We start from the raw sequence: 23238 nt of genomic DNA on the forward strand, positions 1-23238 counted from the left end.
TCAGGGATATTCAGGACGGATTACAGCGACTCGAACCACTCGCTGTTGCGTTCGGCGATAGGGGTAATAGAGAAAATCATCTCCTGCAAATGACGACGCATCGCCGCTTCGGCGGCATCGGCATCATGCGCCTTCAGCGCTGACAGGATCTCTTCATGCTGCTCAATCAGGCTTTCCGGCGGCGAGACCTCACTCAGCGTCAGAAAGCGCACCCGGTCCATCGCCGCTTTGATATTTTCTACCGTCTCCCACGCCAGTGCGCAGTGGATGCTCTCGGCGATCAGACGGTGAAATTCATCGTCAAGGCTGAGAAACGCCTGGCTGTCGTGGCGTTCCGCCGCCATCTTTTGCAGCTGAAGATTGTGCTCCAGCGCCATCAGCGCCACGGGCTCAATCTCCAGCGCCGCACGGCGCACCACCGACACCTCTACCGCTTCGCGAATAAAGCGGCCATCCGCGACGCGACGCGCGGAGATTTTGCGCACGAAGGTGCCGCGCTGCGGCAGCACCTGCACCAGTCCCGCCTCCGCCAGCTTGATAAAGGCTTCGCGCACCGGCTGACGCGACACGTTAAAGCGGGCCGACACTTCTTTTTCTGACAGCAGCGAACCCGGCTGGATGACGCAGGTCACGATATCCTTGCGCAGATAACGATAAATCTGCTGGTTAACCGGCTCGCTGGTGGTGATGGTATAGGCGATTGACATGCGGCATATCCGTATTACGGCTGGCCGCAGCCAGCCCGTTGGGAAAGTGTCAGTCTAATCAGCGCGCTGCGACTGCGCCAGTGCTTTTGATACTGAACAATTACAGCGAGTTGACCACCTGCGCCACCGTGGCGCGCGCGCCGTGCTCGCGCAGCTGCAGCCAGAAGCGCGTCAGCGTTGCCACCACCGCCGCATTCTGCGCCAGATCCTCGCCGAATACCGCTTTGATGCCCAGCAGCGCCCTGACGCGCGCTTCGCCCTCGGCGCTGTTGGCCACGCGCTCCGCCAGTTCCGCCTTCAGCGGATCGCGGATCTCGACCGGCGCGCCTTGCTCATCCACGCCGCCGACATAGCGCATCCAGCCCGCCACGCCCAGCAGCAGCAGATCGCAGTTGCTGCCATTTTTCAGGTGCCAGCGCACGCTGTCGAGCAGGCGCTGCGGCAGCTTCTGCGTGCCGTCGGTGGCGATCTGGTAAGTACGATGCTTAATCGCGCGGTTTTCATAGCGGGCGATCAGCGAGTCGGCATAGGCGGTGAGATCCACGCCCTGGGTGCGCAGCGTCGGCGCCTGCTGCTCCAGCATCAGCCTGCGCGCGGCGGTGCGCAGGTTCGCGTCGGCCATGCAGTCGCTAATATATTCATAGCCGGCTAAAAAGCCGAGATAGGCCAGAAACGAGTGGCTGCCGTTAAGCATGCGCAGCTTCATCTCTTCGAACGGCAGCACGTCGCTGACCAGCTCCGCGCCCGCCTGCTCCCAGGCTGGCCGACCGCTGACGAAGTTATCCTCGATCACCCACTGGAAAAAGGGTTCCGCTTCCACCGCAACCGGATCGCGACTGCCCAGGCGCTCGGTCAGCTGAGCAAAGGCGCTGTCGGTCATTGCCGGCACGATGCGATCGACCATGGTGGAAGGGAAGGTGACATGCTGCTGAATATAGTCCGCCAGCGCGCTATCCTGGCGCTGCGCCAGCTGCACGATCGCGTTGCGCGTGACGTGGCCGTTTTCCGGCATATTGTCGCAGGACATCACGCTGAACGGCGGCAGGCCCGCGTCGCGGCGGCGGCGGATCGCTGCCAGAATCAGGCCCGGCAGCGAGCGCGGCGCATCGGGATGGGCCAGGTCATGCACAATATCGGGATGGTCCGGGTTGAGATCGCCGCTGGCGGGATGATGGCAGTAGCCTTTTTCCGTCACCGTCATCGAAACGATCGCCACCTCTGGCTGGCTCATGGCGGCGATCACCGCCTCGATGCCGTCGCCTTTGCCGTGCAGCGCCGAGGTGATCACGCCGATCACGCGCGTCTGCAGCGAGTCGTCGGCCATCTCGGTGAGGGTATACAGATGATCCTGCTGACGCAGCGCCTGGATCAGATCGCCGCTGTTGAGGTTAACTTCACAATAGCCCCAGTCACTGCCCTGTTCCGCCAGTTTGTCGCTGCAGAGCGCCTGGTGCGCGCGATGGAACGCGCCGAAGCCGATATGCACCATGCGGGTTTTCAGTTGGCGGCGATCGTAGCGTGGGCGCTGCACGTCGGCGGGAAGGCGATCAATCTCTAACATAGTCCGTCCTTATGGCAAACGGGGCGTCCTGCGCCCCGTGATTCAGTCATATGCGTCTGTTTATACCGAAACGGGCTTGCTGCTCGCTTTCGGGCTGCGGATAACGAACAGCACCAGGAAGGCGCCGACGGCGGCGACAACGCCGGCCAGCACAAAGGCGCTGTCGAATTTGCCGGTGTGCTGCACGATAAACCCGGTGACGATCGGGCCGATGATGCCCGACAGGCTGCCCACCAGATGGATAAAGCCGCTGATGCTGCCGACGCGGCTCTTGTGCACCACGTCCTGAATAATCGCCCAGTAGATCGCGCCGGTGATGTAGAGGAAGAAAATCGAGATCGACATCATCATCACCGCAGAGTTGACCTCTTTTACCGTACCCGCCAGCGCCACACAAACGGCGGCGGCAAACAGTGAGACCACCAGCACAATTTTACGCGACAGCAGTAACTTGCCGGTAATATTGAAGATCTTGTCAGAGATCCAGCCGCCCAGCGCCAGGCCGACGAAGCCGACAATCCACGGGATCATGGTGGTAATCGACATCGATTTAATATCGAGGCCGTGCGCCTGCACCAGATAGGCCGGGAACCAGCTCAGGAAGAAAAACAGAATGTAGTTGTAGCAGAAGAAGGCGAAGGCGGTGACCAGGATAATCGGCTGACGCAGATAGTAGCCGAAGCCGTGCGACGCCTGCGCCAGATCCGCCTCTTCGCCCGGCTGCTCGGCTTTCAGCTGATCCACCAGCGCGCGCTCTTCTGCAGAGACGTGACGGCTTTTCGCCGGGTTGTCCGCCGAGACGAACAGCCAGATCGCCATCCACACCAGACCGATCAGGCAGATGATGACAAAGGCCGGACGCCAGCCGAAGGCGAGGGCGAGATAGCCGATAATCGGACCGGCCACCGCGCCGCCCAGCGGCGAACCGGCGCTCAGCAGGCCCATGGCGGTGGCGGCCTGTTTTTTCGGGAACCAGCCGTTAATCGCTTTATTGGCGGAGGCGCAGATCGGGCCTTCCGCCATGCCGAACAGCACGCGCAGGATCAGCATCGACCAGAAGCCAGTCGCCAGCGCGGTCATGCCGCAGAACAGCGACCACATGCCGACCGCGATGCCGAGCACGATTTTCGGTCCGAAGCGATCCGTGGCGACGCCGCCGACGAAGTTGAACAGCGCGTAGCCGAAGAAGAAGCTGCCGAAGATCATGCCGAACTGTTCGGCGTTGATCGCCAGATCTTTTTCTACCAGCGGTAAGGTCAGGGAGAGGGCAACACGATCGAGGTAATTGATCATGTAAACAAGAAACAACAGCAGTACGATTGTCCAGCGCAGATTTTTAAACATAGTGGCTCCAACGCTTTTTTATAGTGGTGTCGCCGGCAGCGCGCTGCCGGCTGAATCCCCGGTGAGGCAAGGTTACTGCATCGCTAACACGACCTTACAGCAGGTTCGGGGGTCTTTTTCGAACAGCGTCATGGCGCGTTCGATTTCGCCAAGCGAAAAGTAGTGCGTAACCAGTTTTTCCGGCTGGATCAGTCCCGCTTCCATCCATGCAATCACCTGCGGGAAGCGATGGCTGTTAAGACGAGAGGTGAACAGCGACAGCTCTTTGCTGGTCAGGCTTTGTTGCGTGATGCTGCACGGCTCGCCGGAAAAGCCGAGCAGACCGATGCGCGCGGCGGGCGAGGCGAGCGCCGCCGCCTCCGCCAGAATCGAAGGATGGCAGGCGGCGTCGATAATCAGCGTTGGCTGCAATCCTTCCAGCTGCCCCGCCAGCGGCACCTCGGCGTTGTTGAAGACGCGGTCCGCGCCGTTGGCCTGCGCCAGTTCGAGGCGCTCCGGCAGACGATCCACCACCAGCACCTGCGCCACCTTATAGACGCCTTTCAGCACCTGGATCGCCGTCAGGCCCATCGGACCGGCGCCGTAGATCAGCGCCACATCCTGCGGCTGCGGCTGGAGGAAGGCGGTGATGTTAGCGGCGATGGTGAACGGCTCCACCATGCTGGCGAGCTTGTCGGGAATGGTCTCGGGCAGCCGGTAGGCGTTGCCGGCCGGCGCGACCGCGTACTCGCTAAAGCCGCCGTCGCGGTGTACGCCGATAACGCTCAGCTGGGTGCAGACATTGGGACGGCCCACCGAGCAGGGATAGCAGTGGCCACAGCTGGCCACCGGATCGACCGCCACCCGTTCGCCGATGCGACCAGCGTCGACGCCGTCGCCCACCGCGTCAATCACGCCGAAAAATTCATGGCCGATCACGCGCGGATATTTCGCGAAGGGGTTGTGGCCGTGCCAGATATGCACGTCGGATCCGCAGATGCTGGCGTATTTCACCTTTACGCGCACCTCGCCCGCTGCGGGCGTCGGCAGAGGACGTTCCGCCAGCACCAGTTCGCCGGGTTGTTCAATCACAACACTTTTCATCATGCGCTCCTTACCAGTTCCACAGCGTGCCGTCTTCCAGACGGGCCACCGGCAAATAGGCGGGTTCGTAGGGATATTTCGCCGCCAGCTTCTCGTTAAACTCGATACCCAGGCCCGGCTTGTCACCCGGATGCATATAGCCATCTTCAAAGGTCCAGCTGGCGTTGAACAGCTCCATCATCTGCTCGGAGAAGCCCATATACTCCTGCACGCCAAAGTTCGGCACCCAGAGGTCGAAGTGCAGCGCCGCGGCCATGCAGACCGGCGACAGATCGGACGGGCCGTGCGAGCCGGTGCGCACCTGATAGAGCGAGGCGAAATCGGCGATGCGGCGCATGCCGGTAATGCCGCCAGCGTGGGTGATGGTGGTGCGAATATAGTCGATCAGCTGCTCTTCAATCAGCTGCTTGCAGTCCCAGATGCTGTTGAACACCTCGCCGACGGCAATCGGCGTCACGGTATGCTGGCGGATCAGGCGGAAGCATTCCTGGTTCTCGGCAGGCGTTGGATCCTCCATCCAGAACAGGCGGTAATCTTCGACGCTCTTGCCGAAGCGCGCGGCTTCGATCGGCGTCAGGCGGTGATGCATATCGTGCAGCAGATGTTCGTCGAAGCCGAATTTGTCGCGGATGGCGGCAAACAGCTTTGGCGTAAAGTCGAGATACTTCTCGGTGGACCAGAGCTGCTCTTCCGGCCAGTCGCCTTTGGTAGCAGGCTCATAGGCCAGGCCTTTTCCTTTTGCCATGCCGTAGGTGGTTTTCATGCCCGGCACGCCGCACTGGGCGCGGATCGCCTTGAAGCCCATCTCTTTGTGCTTCGCGTAGTCGTCCATCACCTCATCGATGGTGTGGCCGGTGGTGTGACAGTAAACCATCACGCCGGTGCGCGAAGCGCCGCCCAGCAGCTGATAGAGCGGCATATTGGCCGCTTTGCCTTTGATATCCCACAGCGCCATATCGACCGCAGAGATCGCCGACATGGTAACCGGCCCGCGACGCCAGTAGGCGCCTTTATAGAAGTACTGCCAGATATCTTCGATCTGATGCGCGTTGCGGCCGATCAGCTGCGGACAAACGTGATCTTTCAGGTAGGAGGCGACCGGCAGCTCCCGGCCGTTGAGCGTGGCGTCGCCGATGCCGGTGATGCCGTCATCAGTCGTGATCTTCAGCGTAACGAAGTTTCTGCCTGCGCAGGTGACAAAGACTTCAGCGTTAACAATTTTCATCTCTCGTGGCCTTCATTCAGCAATCAATGCTGAAAAAGTACGCGCATTTATACTACCATACAAGCTAGCGTTACAGAGTTGTGAAGGCAATCACAGAGAGAGTTATGCGCTCTGCCAGCCGTCAGAAATCGAGGCCAATCTGCTTTTACAGGCTGCATAAACGTTAAAACGCGGGCCAGGCTGCCCGCGTAAGCGTTATCTTACAGCCTGAAAGGCTGCCTCATGCCAGCAACGCACACTGGGGTGGCAGGCGGCAGCTCAGCGCGCCGGGCATCACTTCGATGTCGAATTCGCGGCCGGAGAGCGGCTCGCCGTCCAGATTAAAGGTCATCTCATTCGGCGAGACGATGCGCAGCGAGGTCAGCTTAGCGGTGACGATATTGGGGTTCTCATCGTTGCTGGTCAGGGAGTGCAGCAGGGTCGGCAGCAGCTCCTGCGCGGTGACGATGCTCAGATCGAGCTGGCCGTCATTGATCAGCGCCGACGGACACAGGCGCTGGCCGCCGCCTGCCTGACGGCCGTTGCCGACGCCGATCGCCAGCGCGTCGCCCTGCCACTGAAAGCCGGGGCCGGAAATCTCGCAGCTGTCGGGCTTTAGCGTGTCCATGCGCATCAGGCCGTGAATAAAATAGGAGACGCCGCCCAGCGCGGACTTCAGCTTCTCCGGCGTTTCGGTAGTGATACGCGTGCCGAAGCCGCCGGTCGCCATATTAATGAAATAGCGATCCTGATTAACCCGCGCCAGATCGATAACATGCGCCTTGCCCTGCACCGCGAGACGCAGCGCGGGCTCCATCTCGGCGGGAATGCCGACGCTGGTGGCGAAATCGTTGGCGGTGCCGAGCGGCAGAATGCCCAGCACCGGCCGCTGTTCCGCCGCGACAGCGGCCAGCGCGGTGGCTATCTCGTTAATGGTGCCGTCGCCGCCGCCGGCGACCACGGTCTCGGCGCCCAGCCGGATCGCCTCTTCAAGGTAGCGTTCGCCGTCGCCTTTCTCCCAGGTGACGCGCACGGCGATATCGAACCCTTCGTCGCGCAGCGTGGCGATCGCCGCGCGCAAATCCTCGTTGCCTGCCCCTTTGCCATTCAGAATGAGTAGAGTAAGCGGTTGTTTTACCATTGTCCGTTCCTTGAAAACCCACAAAGATTTCTGCTTATAGCATAGTCAGGCGGGAAAATTTACGGGAGAAAAGCGGAAAAAAGAAAACCCGCACGGGGGAGCCGGGCGGGTGAATGAGGTGGTTCCTGATACAACAGCTATTTATTGTTACTCGTTCGCAGCAGGCGCGACTATAAAGGAGCGCGCCGCAGCGGTCTGTGATCCTGTTCTAACTTCACTGGTTTAATTTCAGGACGTGAGTAATTTGTTATGGGGATCGCGCGTGCTGCTGCCGTCGGTGAAGTTGCGCAGCAGCAGGGCGAACCCCAGCTCGACGTCCGCAGGCACCGGCATCCAGACGCGATGACCGTCGCCAGGCGCTACCTCAATCGCCGCGCCGCGCGCGTCCTGCAGTGCCTCCAGCGTGCAGTTAAGGTTGCCGTTCGGCGTCATAATCTCCAGGCTGTCGCCGCGCAGAAACTTATTCTTCACCGCCACCTCCGCCCAGTCGCCGCGCCGCTCGCCGGTAAATTCGCCGACAAACTGCTGACGTTCTGAAATCGAATAGCCCTGCGCGTAGTTCTGATAGCTGTCGTGGGTGTGACGGCGTAAAAAGCCTTCGGTATAGCCGCGATGCGCCAGCCCTTCCAGCGTGACGAGCAGCTCAGGATCGAAGGGTTTTCCAGCGGCGGCGTCGTCAATGGCGCGGCGGTAGACCTGCGCCGTGCGCGCGCAGTAGTAGAAGGATTTGGTGCGGCCTTCGATCTTCAGCGAATGGACGCCCATCTTGCTCAGGCGTTCGACGTGCGCCACCGCGCGCAGATCCTTCGAGTTCATGATGTAGGTGCCGTGCTCATCTTCAAATGCGCTCATCACCTCGCCCGGCTTCATCTTCTCTTCCAGCAGAAAAACCTTGTCGGTGGGCTGGCCCAGTCCCAGCGTCGGCGTTACCTGCTGCACCTCGACGATATTGCCCACCTCGTCCTGCTTGCCTTCCTCGACCTTATATTCCCAGCGGCAGGCGTTGGTGCAGGTACCCTGATTGGGGTCGCGCTTGTTCATATAGCCGGAAAGCAGGCAGCGGCCGGAGTAGGCCATGCAGAGCGCGCCGTGCACGAAGATTTCAATTTCCATCTCCGGCACCTGCTGGCGGATCTCGGCGATCTCTTCCAGCGACAGCTCGCGCGACAGGATCACGCGCGTTAGCCCCATCTGCTGCCAGAACTTCACCGTCGCCCAGTTGACCGCATTGGCCTGCACGGACAGGTGGATCGGCATCTGCGGAAAGGCGTCGCGCACCAGCATGATCAGGCCGGGATCGGACATGATCAGTGCGTCCGGCTGCATCTCCACCACCGGCGTCAGGTCGCGAATAAAGGTTTTCAGCTTGGCGTTATGCGGCGCGATATTGACCACCACGTAGAACTTCTTGCCCAGCGCGTGCGCTTCATTGATGCCTTTGGCAAGGTTGTCGTGGGTAAATTCGTTGTTGCGCACGCGCAGGCTGTAGCGCGGCTGGCCGGCATAGACCGCGTCCGCGCCGTAGGCGAAGGCGTAGCGCATATTCTTCAGCGTTCCCGCAGGAGAAAGCAGTTCGGGTTTCATGATCTTCTCACTGATGTCAGGTCAGCATGCCGCCTGGTGCGGCATGTGCAGTGGCCGTCAATGAGACGGCCCGGCAAAAGGTGCGGAATTGTAGGCGGCGGCGAGGCGAAGTCAATTGATCTAGATCAACTGGCACAGATCCGCTTCCCAGCGGTAGCCCATGCCGTAGACGGCACGGATAAACGGCTGGTCGGCGTCGAGATTTTCCAGCTTGCGGCGCAGATTTTTAATATGGCTGTCGATGGTGCGGTCGGTGACGACGCGGTAGTCGTCGTACAGATGGTTGAGCAGCTGCTCGCGCGAAAAGACTTTTCCCGGCTCCAGCGCCAGGGTTTTCAGCAGCCGGAACTCGGCGGGCGTCAGCTCCAGCGGCTGGTCGCGCCAGCTCGCCTGGAAGCGGCCTTCGTCGACCTTGAGCAGCGATGCCTTGCCGGGCTCTTCCGGCGCGCGCTTCACGCGGCGCAGAATCGTTTTTACCCGCGCCACCACTTCGCGCGGGCTAAAGGGCTTACAGATATAGTCGTCCGCGCCGATCTCCAGCCCAAGCAGACGATCGATCTCCTCGGTGCGCGCCGTCACCATAATGATCGGCAGGTCAGAGAAGCGGCGAATTTCGCGGCACAGCGTCAGGCCGTCGCTGCCGGGCAGCATCAGATCCAGCAGCATCAGATCGGGCGGCGTCTGCTGGACGAAAGGCAGCACCTCGTTGCCGTGGGCGATATGGTGGGTTCGGTAGTTAGAGGCTTCCAGATAGTCGATCATCAGCTGCGCCAGCTTCGGCTCATCTTCCACTACCAGAATCAGCGGGTCGGTTTTTTCGGGGATCATCGTCAGTCACGGCTGGGGAACATAGCGCAATTGTAGCGCGATTTTCAGTCCACCTAAATCAGAGTGCTCCGCAGCGATATGGCCGCCGTGCGCGTCGACGATGTTTTTGCAGATCGCCAGCCCCAGCCCCGAACCGCCGCTGGCGCGATTGCGCGACCCTTCGGTGCGGAAAAAGCGCTCGAAAATCTGCGCCTGCTGCTGCGCGTCCACGCCCGGCGCGCTGTCGGCCACGCTCAGCTGCCAGTACGGCGCCTCATACCAGAGCCGCACCTCGACCTGACCCGGCGCGTCGGTGTAGCGCAGGCTGTTTTCCAGCAGGTTGGTGAACAGCTGCATCAGGCGGCCGGGATCGCCGAAGAAGGGCGCTTCGTCCGGCAGCTGCAGCGTGAGCGTCAGCCCGTGGCTGCGATAGCGTTCGTTAAAGCTGCCGGCAGTGACTTCCAGCAGCTGCACCAGATCGGTGGCCTGTTTGCGGTAGGCGAGGGCGCCTTCGTCGGAGAGCGAGAGCTGATGCAGATCGTCCACCAGCTTGCTCAGCACGCCTACTTCGCTCTGCAGCGAGCCGATCGCCTCCGGCGTCAGCTTGCGCACGCCATCCTGCATCGCCTCCAGCTCGCCGCGCATAATCGCCAGCGGGGTGCGCAGCTCGTGGGAGATGTCGGCCATAAAGGCGCGCCGCATGCTTTCGTTCTTCTCCAGCGAACTGGCGAGGCGGTTAAAGTCCTGCGCCAGCTGGCCCAGCTCGTCATAGCTGCCGACCTCGACGCGGGTGGCGAAGTTCCCCGCCGCCAGATGGTGCGTGCCCGCCACCAGCCGCTTGACCGGCGCCAGCAGGCCGCGCGACATCAGCCAGGTGACCAGCGCCGCCAGCAGCGTCGACAGGCCGACAATCAGCCAGCTGGTGCGCTTCTGCTGGTGATCGAAATTGATATCGGTGCTGCGCGTCAGCCGCTCCGGCGGCGACCCCACCACCCAGCCGACGATTTTGCCGTTGCTGGTGGTGATATTGCGCCGCGAGCCTTCCGGCGGCACTGGCGCGCGCGGCCCCACCAGCACTTTGTACTGCTGGTCGATAATCCAGAACTGGGTACGCCAGCCGTGCGGCGGCAGCTGATTATTGCTGTCGGGATTCTGCTCCAGCGAGCGCAGCATGGTGAACACCAGCCGATCGTTATGGCGCAGAAAATCCCAGTTGCCGTGCTGTTCATACTGATCGGCCAGCGCGTCGCCAAGCATGGCGAGCCGCTGCTCGTTGCCGCGCTTGATATAGTCGACGAAGCCGTGCTCGAAGCTGAGACGCACGCCCCAGTGCATGGTGATCAGCACCAGCATGCAGGTGGAAAAAATGGCTAAAAAGAGTTTGGCGCTGATGCCCAGGCGCAACGGGGACTTCATGATTTTCTCCGGCGTCGCAGATCGACGTTTTGACTGATTTCCTTCGGCACACGCCAGAACACCAGCGCGGGCAGCGCGATAATCAGCGCCATGCAGGCGTAGGCGATAACGAACATACTGTGGGTGTTGTCGCTGCTGCCGAGCGCGTCCTGGCCGAACGCGCCGAGCAGCAGGCCGGCGATCGTGACGCCGATGCTCATTGACAGCTGCATAATCATCGACAGCAGGCTGTTGCCGCTGGAGGCGAGCGCGTCGGGCAGATCTTTCAGCGTCAGGGTGTTCATCGACGAGAAGCGCAGCGCGTTCACCATGCCCTGCATCAGCAGCACCAGCGGCAGCAGCCACAGCCAGCCGAGCAGCGCCACCAGCGGAAAGAGCAGCACCACCACGGCGAGCGCCAGCGTGGTGCCGACCAGCGCGTTACGGTAGCCGAACAGGTTGACGATGCGCACTACCACGCGCTTGATGCCCATATTGCCGAGCACCATCGGGATCATCATCAGCCCGGCGTGAAACGGCGTGAAGCCCATACCGACCTGCAGAAAAATCGGCGTCATAAAGGGCAGCATGCCGCTGCCGATGCGGCCCAAAAAGCTGCCGAGCAGGCCGATAGAGTAGAGGCGGTTGTCGAATAGCTTCAGGCTGAACAGCGCGTTGTCGTTGTGGCGCGCGTGCAGCAAATAGAACAGCAGCGAAAAGACGCCGATCAGGATCATCGCGCCCAGCAGCAGCGACGAGCCGCCGCTGCTGCGCTGACCGTCGAGCGCCAGGGTCAGCGTCGCCATGCCGGCGGCCAGCAGCAAGAAGCCGATAAAATCGAAGCGTCGCGTCTGCATTGAGTAGTTGGGCATCAGCGTGAGGGTGGCGATGGCGCCGACGATGCCGACGGGAATGTTGATCAGGAAGATCCAGTGCCAGCTGGCGTACTCCACCAGCACGCCGCCCAGCGCCGGGCCGACCAGCGGGCCAATCTGTCCGGGCAGGGTGACGAAGGTCATCGCTGACATATACTGCTCGCGCGGCACGATTTTCATCACCGTCAGGCGCCCGACCGGCACCATCATCGCGCCGCCGATGCCCTGCACCACGCGCGCCATCACCAGCTGATCCAGCGTCGAGGAGAGGGCGCACAGCAGCGAACCGACGCTGAACAGCACGATGGCGCTAAAAAAGATATTGCGCACGCCGAAGCGGTCCGCCAGCCAGCCGCTGACCGGCAGGGTCACCGCCACCGTCAGCACGTAGGAGACGATCACCGAATGCATATGCAGCGGGCTGACGCCCAGGTCATGCGCCATCGCGGGGATGGCGGTGTTGACGATGGTGGTGTCCAGCGTCTGCATAAAGAAGCCGAAGGCGACAATCCACAGCTGCCAGCGAACCGTGGCGTTTTGGGCGTTCATCAACACTCTCCTGCTTAAAGCCAGTTTTCGCTGAGCAAACCTTCCACCCGATTGAATTCGCGCAGGTTATTTGACACCAGAGTCAGGCCCAGGCTGCGCGCATGCGCGGCGATATGCAGATCGTTCGCCCCGACTGGCGTCCCTTTACGCTCAAGATCGGCGCGAATAGCGCCGTAGTGAAAAGCGGCCCTGGCGTCGTAGCTCAGCACGTCGAGACGAGACACGAAATCCTCAACGACGCGTAGATTGCGATCGGGGAACTGACTTTTCTCGGCACCGTAATAGAGTTCCGCCAGCGTAATGGAGGAGATCACCATGCGCCCCAGTTGCGCGTTGAACTTGCTCAGCATCTCTATGGGCCGCCGCTTTATCACATAGATAACAATGTTGGTATCCAGCATATAACGATGCATCACAACGCTTCCCGTTCATCAGTTGGCGGCGTGGTTCGCTCCGACAGAAAGTCGTCGCTGACGCACTGTTCGCTCAGGAAAAAACTGTCCCAGGCATGCTCGACCGGCGCGATAATGCGTTCATTGCCCACCGCCCGGACGGTCACGTTTTTCACGTTTTCCGGAAAACGCACATCGGCGGGAATACGTACGTTTTGCGTGCGATTGCTGGTAAAAATAGTGCCTTGCGACATAAAACGTCCTCTTTAAATGGTGGTTAATTATTGCGCATTATGCTCTATAGCAAAGGTATAGAGCAACTACTCGCGCGCCAGTTCACGACGTTTTTGCCTGCGCCGCAGCTTATCCATATAGAGATAAACCACCGGCGTAGTGTAGAGCGTCAGCAGCTGGCTCATAATCAGTCCGCCTGCGATGGTGATACCGAGCGGCTGACGCAGCTCTGCGCCGTCGCCGCTGGTGATCACCAGCGGCAGCGCGCCGAACAGCGCGGCGAGCGTGGTCATCAGTATCGGGCGAAAGCGCAGCAGACAGGCCTGGAAAATAGCGTCGCGCGCGCTCAGGTTGCCGCTGCGCTGGGCATCAAGAGCAAAATCCACCATCATGATGGCGTTCTTCTTCACGATGCCGATCAGCAGCAGAATACCGATCAGGGCGATCAGGCTGAAAGGCGTATTGAACAGCGTCAGCGCCAGCAGCGCGCCGACCCCGGCCGAGGGCAGCGTCGAGAGAATGGTCAGCGGATGAACATAGCTCTCGTAGAGGATCCCCAGCACGATATAGACGGCGGCGATGGCGGCCAGCATCAGCCACAGCTGGCTGCTCTGCGACTGCTCAAACACCTGCGCGGTGCCGGCGAAGCTGCCGCGCACGCTGGAGGGCACGCCGATGGCGGTCATGGTGCGGTCGATGGCCGCCGAGGCCTCCGACAGCGACACCCCTTCCGGCAGGTTGAAGGAGATGGTCGAGGCGGCGGAAAGTCCCTCATGGTTAACCGACAGCGGCGCGTTGGCGGGCTGCCAGCGGGCGAACCACGCCAGTGGGATCGGCTTGCCGTCGCCGTTAATCACGAACATCTGATCCAACGCGCTGATATCCTGGGTGTAGCGCGGGTCGACCTCCATCACCACTTTGTACTGATTCAGCGGCTGATAGATGGTAGAGATCTGCCGCTGGCCGAAGGCGTTGTTCAGCAGGGCGTTCGCCTCGGAGACGTCGATGCCGAGGCGCGACATGCTCTCGCGGTCGTAGATCAACGCCATCTCGCTGCCTTTATCCTGCTGATCGGAGTTGACGTCCGCCAGCTGCGGCAGCGCCGAGAAGGCCTGGCGGATTTTCGGCTCCCATTCGCGCAGCGCGGCGAGATCGTCGGAGAGCAGCGAATACTGATAGCTGGCGTTCGACTCGCGGCCGCCGGCGCGCAGATCCTGCACCGCGTTGAGATAGAGATTTGCGCCTGGCTCTTTCGCCAGCTTCGCGCGCAGCCGGGCGATCACCGCCTGCGCGTTCTCGCTGCGTTCCGAGAGCGGCTTCAGCGAAATAAACATCGAGCCGCTGTTGGTGCGCATCCCGCCGGTAAAGCCGACGACGCTTTCAACCGCCGGATCGGCTTTTACGATCACCATAAAATCTTGCAGCTTCTGCCGCATCGCCTGAAAAGAGATGCTCTGATCGGCGGAGATCGAGCCGGAGAGGCGGCCGGTATCCTGTTCCGGCATAAAGGTTTTCGGCACCTGGATAAACAGCCAGACGGTCAGCGCGACGGTGGCGAACAGCAGCAGCAGCACCCAGCGCGCATGGTTCAGCACCCAGCCCAGCGAGCGGCCGTATCCCTGCTGGATCGCCAGCAGCATCCGGCCGGCGCCGCGCCGACGCGGCTGGCTGCGCGGCGCGTGCGGCTTCAGCAAATAGGCGCACATCATCGGCGTCAGGGTAAGGGAAACCACCATCGAGATGGCGATCGCCACCGACAGCGTAATGGCGAACTCCGAGAAGAAGCGGCCAATCAGCCCGCCGGTCATCAGCAGCGGCAAAAATACGGCGATCAGCGACAGGCTCATCGACAGCACGGTAAAGCCCACTTCCCGCACGCCGGTCAGCGCCGCCTGTAACGGTTTCATGCCCGCCTCGACGTGGCGTGCAATATTCTCCAGCACCACGATGGCGTCATCCACCACGAAACCGGTGGCGATGGTCAGCGCCATCAGCGACAGGTTATTCAGGCTAAAGCCGCACAGATACATGGCGGCGAAGGTGCCGATCAGCGACACCGGCACGGCGGCGGCGGGGATCAGCGTGGCGCGGGCGGAGCGCAGAAAAACGAACACCACCATAATCACCAGCGCCACGGCGATGGTCAGCGACTGCTCCACTTCATGCAGCGAAGCACGAATGGTCGGCGAGCGGTCCTGCGCGATCTGCAGATTGATGGCGGCGGGAATGGTCTGGTGCAGCGTCGGCAGCTCGGCGCGAATGCGATCCACGGTGTCGATCACGTTCGCCTCCGGGGTTTTACGCACCAGCAGCAGCACCGCCGGCTTGCCGTCCGCCATCCCGGCGTTGCGCACGTCCTGTACCGAATCCTGCACGCTGGCGACGTCGGCCAGCTTTACCGCCGCGCCGTTGCTGTAGTGCACCACCAGCGGCGCGTAGTCGCTGGCGGTTTTCAGTTCATCGTTGGTGCGCAGCTGCCAGCGCTGCTGAGGATCTTCCAGCGCGCCCTGCGGCCGACGCTGGTTGGCGTTGGCGATCGCCTCGCGCACCGCGTCCAGCGAGACGCCCTGATTGAACAGCGCCTGCGGATTCAGCGCGACGCGCACCGCAGGCAGCGAGCTGCCGCCGACCGTGACGTCGCCGACGCCTTCGATCTGCGACAGCTTCTGCGCCAGCTGGGTCGAGGCGTAGTCGTAGAGCTGGCCCGGATTATAGATATCCGAGGTCAGCGTCATGATCATAATCGGCGCGTCAGACGGGTTGACCTTGCGGTATGTCGGGCGGCTCGGCATCCCGGTCGGCAGCAGGCTCTGCGCCGCGTTGATCGCCGCCTGCACGTCGCGCGCGGCGCCGTTGATGTCGCGGTCGAAGTCGAGCACCAGGATAATGCGCGTGCTGCCGAGCGAGCTGGTGGAGGTCATCTCGCTGACGCCGGCGATGCGCCCCAGCGAACGCTCCAGCGGCGTCGCCACTGACGACGCCATAATCTCTGGCGACGCGCCCGGCAGCGAGGCGGAAATCACAATCACCGGAAAGTCCACCTGCGGCAGCGGCGCGACCGGCAGCAGGCGAAAGCCGAGCACGCCCGCCAGCGCAATGGCGAGAGTCAGCAGGGTGGTGGCCACCGGGCGGTGAATAAACAGCGCGAAGAACCTCACTGCTCCGCCTCCCGGCCGCTAAAGCGGCGCCGCGCGGCGCGTCCCAGGCGGTCGAACAGCAGATAGATCACCGGCGTGGTGAACAGCGTCAGCACCTGGCTCAGGATCAGCCCGCCCACCATGGCGATGCCGAGCGGATGGCGCAGCTCCGCGCCGACGCCGCTGCTGAGCATCAGCGGCAGCGCGCCCAGCAGCGCTGCCAGCGTGGTCATCAGGATCGGACGAAAGCGCAGCAGGCACGCCTGATAGATGGCGTCGTAGGGTGCCATGCCCTGTTCGCGCTCGGCGGCCAGCGCGAAGTCGATCATCATGATGGCGTTCTTCTTCACGATGCCGATCAGCAGAATAATGCCGATAATGGCGACGATATCCAGCTCGCCGCCGCTCAGCATCAGCGCCAGCAGCGCGCCAACGCCGGCGGTGGGCAGCGTCGAAAGAATGGTGATGGGGTGGATAAAGCTCTCATAGAGCACGCCTAGCACGATATACATGGCGACGATGGCCGCGACGATCAGCCAGACGGTGCTGGTGAGCGCCGCCTCAAACGCCAGCGTGCTGCCCTGGAACTGGGTCATCAGCTCCGCGGGCATGCCGAGCTGCGCTTCCGCCGCGCTGACCGCCTTCACCGCGTCGCCCAGGGAATAGCCGTCGGCGACGTTGAAAGAGAAGGTCGCCGACGGGAACTGGTCGAGGTGGTTGACGCTCAGCGCGGTGTGACGCTGCTCAACGCTGGCGATGGCGCTCAGCGGCACGCTGCCGCCGTCGCTGCTGGTGAGGCGGATGCCCTCCAGTCCCGCCAGCCCCGGCGTGGCGCGGTTATCCTGCTCCAGCACCACGCGGTACTGGTTCGCCTGGGTGTAGATAGTGGAGATCAGGCGCTGGCCAAAGGCGTTATAGAGCGCGTTGTCGACGTCCGCCATGCTGATGCCGAGGCGGCTGGCGCTGTCGCGATCGACGTTGACGTAGGCTTCCAGCCCCTGATCCTGCCAGTCGCTGCTGATATCGCGCAGCGCGGGCGACTGACGCAGCGCCTCCAGCAGCTGCGGCACCCAGTTGCTGAGCGACGCCAGCGAGCCGGACTGCAGCGTGAACTGATAGGGCGTGCGGCTTGCCTGGGTTTCGATGGTGAGATCCTGCACCGGCTGCAGCCAGAGCGTGACGCCGGGAAGCTGGCTGACCTGCTGCTGCAGCCGCTGCTGCACCTGCGGAATGCGATCGTCGCGCTCGCTCAGCGGCTTGAGGTTGATCTGCAGGCGCGCGCTGTTGAGCGCGGCGTTAGTGCCGTCGACGCCGACAAAAGAGGTCATGCTCTGCACCGCCGGATCTTTCATGATCAGCGAGGCGACGTCGCGCGTGCGCGCCGCCATGCTGGCGTAGGAGGCGCTTTGCGGCGCCTGCAGCGTGCCCTGAATAATGGAGTTATCCTGCTGCGGAAAAAAGCCCTTCGGGATCAGCACCCACAGCAGCACCGTCAGCAGCAGCGTGCCGAGCGCCACCGACAGCGTCAGCCAGGGATGCGCCAGCACCTTGCGCAGCCAGCCGCCGTAACCGGCGATCACCCGCTCGAAAAAGGCTTCGCTGGCGCGCGAAAAGCGGTTCTGCTTGCGCAGCGACTCGGCGCTCAGCATGCGCGCGCACATCATCGGCGTCAGCGTCAGCGACACCACGGCGGAGATGAGGATCGCTACCGCCAGCGTCACGGCGAACTCGCGGAACAGGCGGCCGATTACGTCGCCCATAAACAGCAGCGGGATCAGCACCGCGATCAGCGAAAAGGTGAGGGAGATAATGGTAAAGCCGATTTCGCCCGCGCCTTTGAGCGCCGCGTCCAGCGGTTTTTCGCCTTTCTCCAGATAGCGCGTGATGTTCTCGATCACCACAATGGCGTCGTCCACCACGAAGCCGGTGGCGATGGTCAGCGCCATCAGCGTCAGGTTATTAATGGAGAAGCCGAGGAAGTACATCGCGGCGAAGGTGCCCACCAGCGACAGCGGCACGGCGACGGCGGGAATAATCGTCGCCGGCACGTTGCGCAGAAACAGGTAGATAATCATCACCACCAGGCCGATGGCCAGCATCAGCTCGTGCTGGGTATCGGTGACCGAGGCGCGAATATTGGTGGTGCGGTCGGTCAGCAGCTGAACCTTGACCGACTTCGGCAGCGAGGCGGTGAGCGACGGCAGCAGCGCGCGGATATTGTCGGCGGTGGCGATAATGTTGGCGCCCGGCTGACGCTGCACGTTAAGCACGATGGCGGCTTCGCGGTTCGCCCAGGCGCCGAGCCAGCTATTTTCCGCGCCCTGTTCGATGGTGGCGACGTCGCCGAGCCGCACCGGCGCGCCGTTGTTATAGCTGACGATCAGCTGGCGGTAATCTTCTGCCGACTTCATCTGATCGTTGGCGGAGAGGGTAATCGAGCGCTCCGGGCCGTCGAGGCTGCCTTTCGCCGAGTTGACGTTGGCGCTGCTGATGGCGGTGCGCACCTGCTCGCTGGTCAGGCCGAGCGCCGCCAGCGCCTGCGCGTTCATTTTCACCCGCACCGCCGGACGCTGGCCGCCGGAGAGCGTCACCAGCCCGACGCCGGAAACCTGGGAGATTTTCTGCGCCACGCGCGTCTCCACCATATCCTGTACCTGGGTCAGCGGCATGCTGCTGGTGGTGACCGCCAGCGTCATGATGGGCGGATCGGCGGGATTCACCTTGCTGTAGACTGGCGGATTGGGCAGGTCGTTGGGCAGCAGGCTGGTGGCGGCGTTGATGGCGGCCTGCACTTCCTGCTCGGCGACGTCGAGCGGCAGCGAGAGCTGGAACTGCAGGGTGATCACCGAGGCGCCGCCGGAGCTTTGCGACGCCATCTGCTTCAGCCCCGACATCTGGCCGAACTGGCGCTCAAGCGGCGCGGTAATAGCGGAAGTGGTGACGTCCGGGCTGGCGCCGGGATAGAGCGTCACCACCTGAATGGTAGGATAGTCCACTTCCGGCAGCGCCGACACCGGCAGAAAACGGTAGCCGAGAATGCCCGCCAGCAGAATGGCGATCATTAACAGCGTGGTGGCGACCGGACGTAAAATAAACTGACGCGACGGCCCGCCGCTGGCGTCAGGAGGCATCACCTGCATTACTCGCGCGCTCCTTTCGCCGGCTGCGCCGCGCGGCTGCTTTTCAGCGCGGTGCTCTGCGGCGCAACCACTTCGACCTGGGCGCCCTCTGTCAGGCGATCCAGCCCGTCGGTCACCACGCGTTCCCCCGCGCTCAGCCCGGCGCTGATCACCACCTGCTGGCTATTCTGCAGCCCGGCGGTGACGCTCTTCTTGCTCACTTTATTGTCGCTGTTCACCACCCAGACGAAATGGCCCTCGTTGCCCATCTGCAGCGCGGCGGTGGGGATGACGATCGCATCCTGCAGGGTGTTGACCTTCAGCCGTGCGTTGACGAACTGGTTGGGAAAGAGCTTGTCGTCCTGATTGTCGAAGCGCGCTTTCATCTTGATGGTGCCGGTGGTGACGTCGATCTGGTTGTCGATGCTGAGCAGCGCGCCCTGGGTCAGCAGCGTCTGGTTGCTGCGATCCCAGGCCTCGACCAGCAGCGGCTGGCCGCTTTTTTGCGCCTGCATGATGTCGGGCAGCGCGTTTTCCGCCAGGCTGAACACCACGTCGATGGGATGGGTCTGGGTGATCACCACCAGGCCACTGGTGTCGCCGCTGGTGATGTAGTTGCCCACGTCGACCTGTTTCAGGCCGACGCGGCCAGCGATCGGCGCGGTAATGCGGCTGTAGGTCAGGTTAAGCTGGGCGCTGGCGACGCTGCCTTCGTCCGCCTTAATCGTGCCCTGGGTTTCGCTCACCAGCGAGCGCTGCGTATCCAGCTCCTGCTGCGATACCAGCGAGGTTTTCGCCAGCTTCTCAAAGCGCGCCAGATCGCGCCGCGCGTTCGCCAGCGTCGCCTGATCCTTCGCCAGCTGGCCCTGCGCCTGGGTCAGCGCCACCTGATAGGGACGCGGATCGATCTCCGCCAGCAGCTGACCCGCCTGCACCTGCTGCCCTTCCTGAAAGTGCAGCGCCATCAGTTCGCCGTCGACGCGGCTGCGCACCGTTACGGTACTGGCGGCGGTAACGGTGCCCAACCCGTTAAGAAAGTGCGGCACGCTCTGGCTCTCGGCGGTCGCGGCCTGAACCGGCGCCAGCGGTCGCGCCGCGCCGCCGCCTTTGCCACGGTGCGGGCGGGCGTCGGTTTGGGTGTCGGTGTCGGGCTGCGCGGGATGGTGCCACCAGAAATATCCGCCTGCGGCGACGGCAATCACCGCCAGCGCAATCAGGCTCTTTTTCAACAAGGAAGGTCGGTTCATCTTATCGTTTGCTCTCCAGCTGTGTCGAAATTCCCAAAACGCAGGCTAAAAGACGGCAACCTGCAAATAGAGGAGTGTAGACCCGTAAAGCGGGCAGAAGTTGAAGGAATTAAGGATATCTGTCAGGCCGGCGTAAGTATCCCTCTCCGAACAAACTTATCGAGGAATTACGCATAAAGCGGCGTTTTGGCTTTTGCTATGCTCACTAACAGGCCATGAGATATTTAAGGAGGAAATAATGAGTCAGGTTGAAACCCGTCAGCTCGGCGATACCGGCATCCAGGTGCCGCGGCTGACCTTTGGCGGCAACGTGTTCGGCTGGACGCTGGATCAGGCGCACTCTTTTTCCCTGCTGGATGCGCTGGTGGAGAAAGGGCTGTGGTTTATCGATACCGCCGATGTCTATTCGCGCTGGGCGCCGGGCAACCAGGGCGGCGAATCGGAAACCATTATCGGCAACTGGCTGAAAAAAAGCGGCAAGCGCGATCGCATCGTGCTGGCGACTAAGGTAGGCATGGAACTCTCGCCGGAGAAAACCGGCCTGAAGCCGCAGTATATTCGTCAGGCGGTAGAGGATTCGCTGCGTCGTCTGCAAACCGACTATATCGATCTCTATCAGGCGCACCGCGACGACAGCGACACGCCGCTGGCGGAGACGCTGGCCGCGTTCGATTCGCTGATCAAAGAGGGCAAGGTGCGCGCGATCGGCGCCTCAAACTACAGCGCACCGCGTCTGCAGGAGGCGCTGAAGGTGAGCGAAGAGCACGGGCTGGCCCATTACGCTACCCTGCAGCCAGAGTACAATCTCTACGATCGCGCAGGCTATGAGTCGGCGCTAGAGGCGGTGGCGACGCAGCACGGGCTGGGGGTGATTAACTACTATTCGCTGGCGAGCGGCTTTCTCAGCGGCAAATACCGCCGTGCGGAGGACGCGAGCAAAAGCGCGCGCGGGCAGGGCGTGGTGGAGAAATATCTTAATCCGCGCGGGCTGGCGATTCTCGCCGCGCTCGACGAGATCGCCAACGCCCACGGCGTGACGCCGACCCAGGTGGCGCTGGCGTGGCAGATTGCCCGGCCGAGCATTACCGCACCTATCGTCAGCGCCACCTCGCTGGCGCAGCTGGAGGATCTGATCGGCGCCACACGGCTGCGGCTGACGGCGGACGAGATCGAAAAACTGGCGCAGGCCAGCAGCTGATTCCCGCCGACGAGGCGCTCTGGCGCCTCGTCTGTAATTTGCGTGCCATTCTGTGCGTTTAGCGCAGCCGCGTTTCCGTTCAGCGATCCCCTTCACAATTGCTTGAAGAAACTGTCTCTTTGTTTATTCGTGCGCACATTTTTACAAAAGTTGAACTTTTTGCAGCACTATCCTCTGCGTGGAAACAACCTTCATTCAGATAAGAAGAACGATCATGAACAGAAAAAAAGCAGTGCAACACTTCCCGCTGCGCCGCCTGGCGGCTGGCTCCCTGATGTTTGCCATGCTGAGCGCCTCTGCTGTGGCCGCAGATGCCTTTAGCGCCGACTCGCCCTATATGTTTGGCGACTGGAACGGTTCGCGAACGCAGCTGGAAAATGACGGCGTTAAATTTGACGTCAACTACACCATGGAAAGCGCATCGAACCTCGGCGGCGGCGCCGATACTAACACCTCAATGCGCTACAGCGATCAGTGGGCGTTCGGCGCCAACCTCGATCTGGAGAAGCTGCTCGGCTGGCAGGATGCGCAGTTCCAGGCCACCATCACCAACCGCGACGGCCAGAATATTTCCGAACAGGTCGGCGATCGCCGTGCCGGCATGCTCTCATCGGTACAGGAAGTCTATGGACGCGGGCAGACCTGGCGTCTGACGCAGTTCTGGCTGAGCAAAGGGCTGTTTGACGACGTGGTCAACCTGAAAGCGGGTCGCGTCACCGTCGGCGAGGATTTCGACAACTTCGACAGCAAGTTCCAGAACCTGGCGTTCGGCAGCGGCCAGGCGGGCAACTGGCGCGGCGACCGCTGGTTTAACTGGCCGGTGTCGCAGTGGGGCGGCCGCGTGAAGCTCAACATCACGCCAGAGGTGTTCTTCCAGGTGGGCTTCTACAACCAGAACCCGGCTAACTACGATCGCGGCGACGGCTTCCGCCTCGACACCAGCAACTCCGAGGGCAATCTGGTGCCGGTCGAGCTGGGCTGGAAACCGACGCTCGGTCCGGACAAGCTGCCGGGTAACTACCGCATCGGCTACTACTACTCCTCGGTCAACGGCGACGTCTACGGCAGCTGGCGCGACGGCGGCTATCAGGACAAGGCGCACGCCTACGGCGGCTATGTGCTGCTGCAGCAGCAGCTGACCGCGCAGGGCGGCGACGCCAGCCGCGGCCTCGGCGTGTCGGTGCAGGCGGTGATGAACGATCACAAAACCTCGAAAACCGATAACTATCAGTCGATCGCCTTTACCTGGGCGGGTCCGTTCGACGCGCGTCCTGAGGATGAGATCGGCGTAGCGGCGGCGCGTATTCACGTTAACAGCGACTACACGCGTGCGCAGCGTCAGCAGAACGCCGCCAACGGCGAAACGGATTTCGACAGCCCGACCTATCTGCCGATTCAGGATGGTTCGGAGTATAACTATGAGGTTTACTACAACGTGAAGCTGGCGAAATGGCTGCAGGTGCGTCCGAACCTGCAATATATCGTCGCGCCGGGCGCGGTGAGCGAAGTGAAGGATGCCTTTGTCGGCGGCATCAGCGCCAATATCAACTTCTGATAGCGCAGCGGCCTGAAGTTTGCACTCTCAGGCCGCACACACGTATCTGAGCGGATGGCATGGCTCTTCGGGCCATGCCATCCGCGTTAGCGCAATACTCTCCCCG

At 62.1% G+C, this 23238-nt stretch carries 17 protein-coding genes; 2 read left to right on the plus strand and 15 right to left on the minus strand.

Annotated features, from left to right (window positions below; translation table 11 throughout):
• Nucleotides 1–20 precede the first annotated feature (20 nt).
• The 15 genes from B2J69_RS15060 to B2J69_RS15130 form a co-directional block, all read right to left on the minus strand.
• Nucleotides 21–707 carry a GntR family transcriptional regulator gene (locus B2J69_RS15060; RefSeq protein WP_081140463.1) on the minus strand — a complete coding sequence of 229 codons (687 nt, stop codon included), beginning with the start codon at nucleotides 705–707 and terminating at the stop codon, nucleotides 21–23.
• 100 nt (nucleotides 708–807) lie between these two features.
• Nucleotides 808–2268: a mannitol dehydrogenase family protein gene (locus tag B2J69_RS15065; RefSeq protein ID WP_081140464.1), complete on the minus strand. Its 1461-nt coding sequence runs from the start codon at nucleotides 2266–2268 to the stop codon at nucleotides 808–810.
• 60 nt (nucleotides 2269–2328) lie between these two features.
• Nucleotides 2329–3612: an MFS transporter gene (locus B2J69_RS15070; protein WP_081140465.1), complete on the minus strand. Its 1284-nt coding sequence runs from the start codon at nucleotides 3610–3612 to the stop codon at nucleotides 2329–2331.
• A 72-nt stretch (nucleotides 3613–3684) separates the two neighbouring features.
• Nucleotides 3685–4695: a Zn-dependent oxidoreductase gene (locus B2J69_RS15075; protein ID WP_081140466.1), complete on the minus strand. Its 1011-nt coding sequence runs from the start codon at nucleotides 4693–4695 to the stop codon at nucleotides 3685–3687.
• A gap of 10 nt (nucleotides 4696–4705) precedes the next feature.
• Complete coding sequence (gene manD / locus B2J69_RS15080; protein ID WP_081140467.1) at nucleotides 4706–5920, minus strand: D-mannonate dehydratase ManD; 1215 nt, start codon at nucleotides 5918–5920, stop codon at nucleotides 4706–4708.
• Between the two features lie 220 nt (nucleotides 5921–6140).
• Entirely contained in the window at nucleotides 6141–7040 is a 900-nt protein-coding gene (yegS, locus tag B2J69_RS15085) for a lipid kinase YegS (protein ID WP_081140468.1), read from the minus strand.
• Between the two features lie 228 nt (nucleotides 7041–7268).
• On the minus strand, nucleotides 7269–8627 hold the full coding sequence (gene trhP, locus B2J69_RS15090) for a prephenate-dependent tRNA uridine(34) hydroxylase TrhP (RefSeq protein ID WP_081140469.1): 1359 nt from the start codon (nucleotides 8625–8627) through the stop codon (nucleotides 7269–7271).
• 117 nt (nucleotides 8628–8744) lie between these two features.
• Nucleotides 8745–9452 carry an envelope stress response regulator BaeR gene (gene baeR / locus B2J69_RS15095; protein WP_081140470.1) on the minus strand — a complete coding sequence of 236 codons (708 nt, stop codon included), beginning with the start codon at nucleotides 9450–9452 and terminating at the stop codon, nucleotides 8745–8747.
• Nucleotides 9453–9458: 6 nt separating this feature from the next.
• On the minus strand, nucleotides 9459–10847 hold the full coding sequence (gene baeS, locus B2J69_RS15100; RefSeq protein WP_081140471.1) for an envelope stress sensor histidine kinase BaeS: 1389 nt from the start codon (nucleotides 10845–10847) through the stop codon (nucleotides 9459–9461).
• Nucleotides 10844–12250, minus strand: coding sequence for a multidrug transporter subunit MdtD (gene mdtD, locus B2J69_RS15105; RefSeq protein ID WP_081140472.1), 1407 nt, complete (start codon nucleotides 12248–12250; stop codon nucleotides 10844–10846). The genes baeS and mdtD overlap by 4 nt, the downstream gene beginning before the upstream one ends.
• A 14-nt stretch (nucleotides 12251–12264) precedes the next feature.
• Nucleotides 12265–12663, minus strand: a complete 399-nt coding sequence (gene vapC, locus B2J69_RS15110; protein WP_081140473.1) for a type II toxin-antitoxin system tRNA(fMet)-specific endonuclease VapC — start codon at nucleotides 12661–12663, stop codon at nucleotides 12265–12267.
• On the minus strand, nucleotides 12663–12896 hold the full coding sequence (vapB, locus tag B2J69_RS15115) for a type II toxin-antitoxin system VapB family antitoxin (RefSeq protein ID WP_081140474.1): 234 nt from the start codon (nucleotides 12894–12896) through the stop codon (nucleotides 12663–12665). The genes vapC and vapB overlap by 1 nt, the downstream gene beginning before the upstream one ends.
• A gap of 66 nt (nucleotides 12897–12962) precedes the next feature.
• Entirely contained in the window at nucleotides 12963–16034 is a 3072-nt protein-coding gene (gene mdtC, locus B2J69_RS15120) for a multidrug efflux RND transporter permease subunit MdtC (RefSeq protein WP_081140475.1), read from the minus strand.
• The gene (locus tag B2J69_RS15125) at nucleotides 16031–19153 is read right to left on the minus strand and encodes an MdtB/MuxB family multidrug efflux RND transporter permease subunit (protein WP_081140476.1); all 3123 of its coding nucleotides are present in this window, start codon (nucleotides 19151–19153) and stop codon (nucleotides 16031–16033) included. The genes mdtC and B2J69_RS15125 overlap by 4 nt, the downstream gene beginning before the upstream one ends.
• The gene (locus B2J69_RS15130) at nucleotides 19153–20379 is read right to left on the minus strand and encodes an MdtA/MuxA family multidrug efflux RND transporter periplasmic adaptor subunit (protein WP_081140477.1); all 1227 of its coding nucleotides are present in this window, start codon (nucleotides 20377–20379) and stop codon (nucleotides 19153–19155) included. The genes B2J69_RS15125 and B2J69_RS15130 overlap by 1 nt, the downstream gene beginning before the upstream one ends.
• 238 nt (nucleotides 20380–20617) lie before the next feature.
• Between B2J69_RS15130 and B2J69_RS15135 the strand changes: the two genes are divergently transcribed.
• On the plus strand, nucleotides 20618–21577 hold the full coding sequence (locus B2J69_RS15135; RefSeq protein WP_081140478.1) for an aldo/keto reductase: 960 nt from the start codon (nucleotides 20618–20620) through the stop codon (nucleotides 21575–21577).
• Nucleotides 21578–21791: 214 nt separating this feature from the next.
• The gene (locus tag B2J69_RS15140; protein WP_081140479.1) at nucleotides 21792–23132 is read left to right on the plus strand and encodes a carbohydrate porin; all 1341 of its coding nucleotides are present in this window, start codon (nucleotides 21792–21794) and stop codon (nucleotides 23130–23132) included.
• The last annotated feature ends 106 nt before the right edge of the window (nucleotides 23133–23238 follow it).

The organism is Pantoea latae, assembly GCF_002077695.1.
GTDB classification, from domain to species: domain Bacteria; phylum Pseudomonadota; class Gammaproteobacteria; order Enterobacterales; family Enterobacteriaceae; genus Pantoea; species Pantoea latae.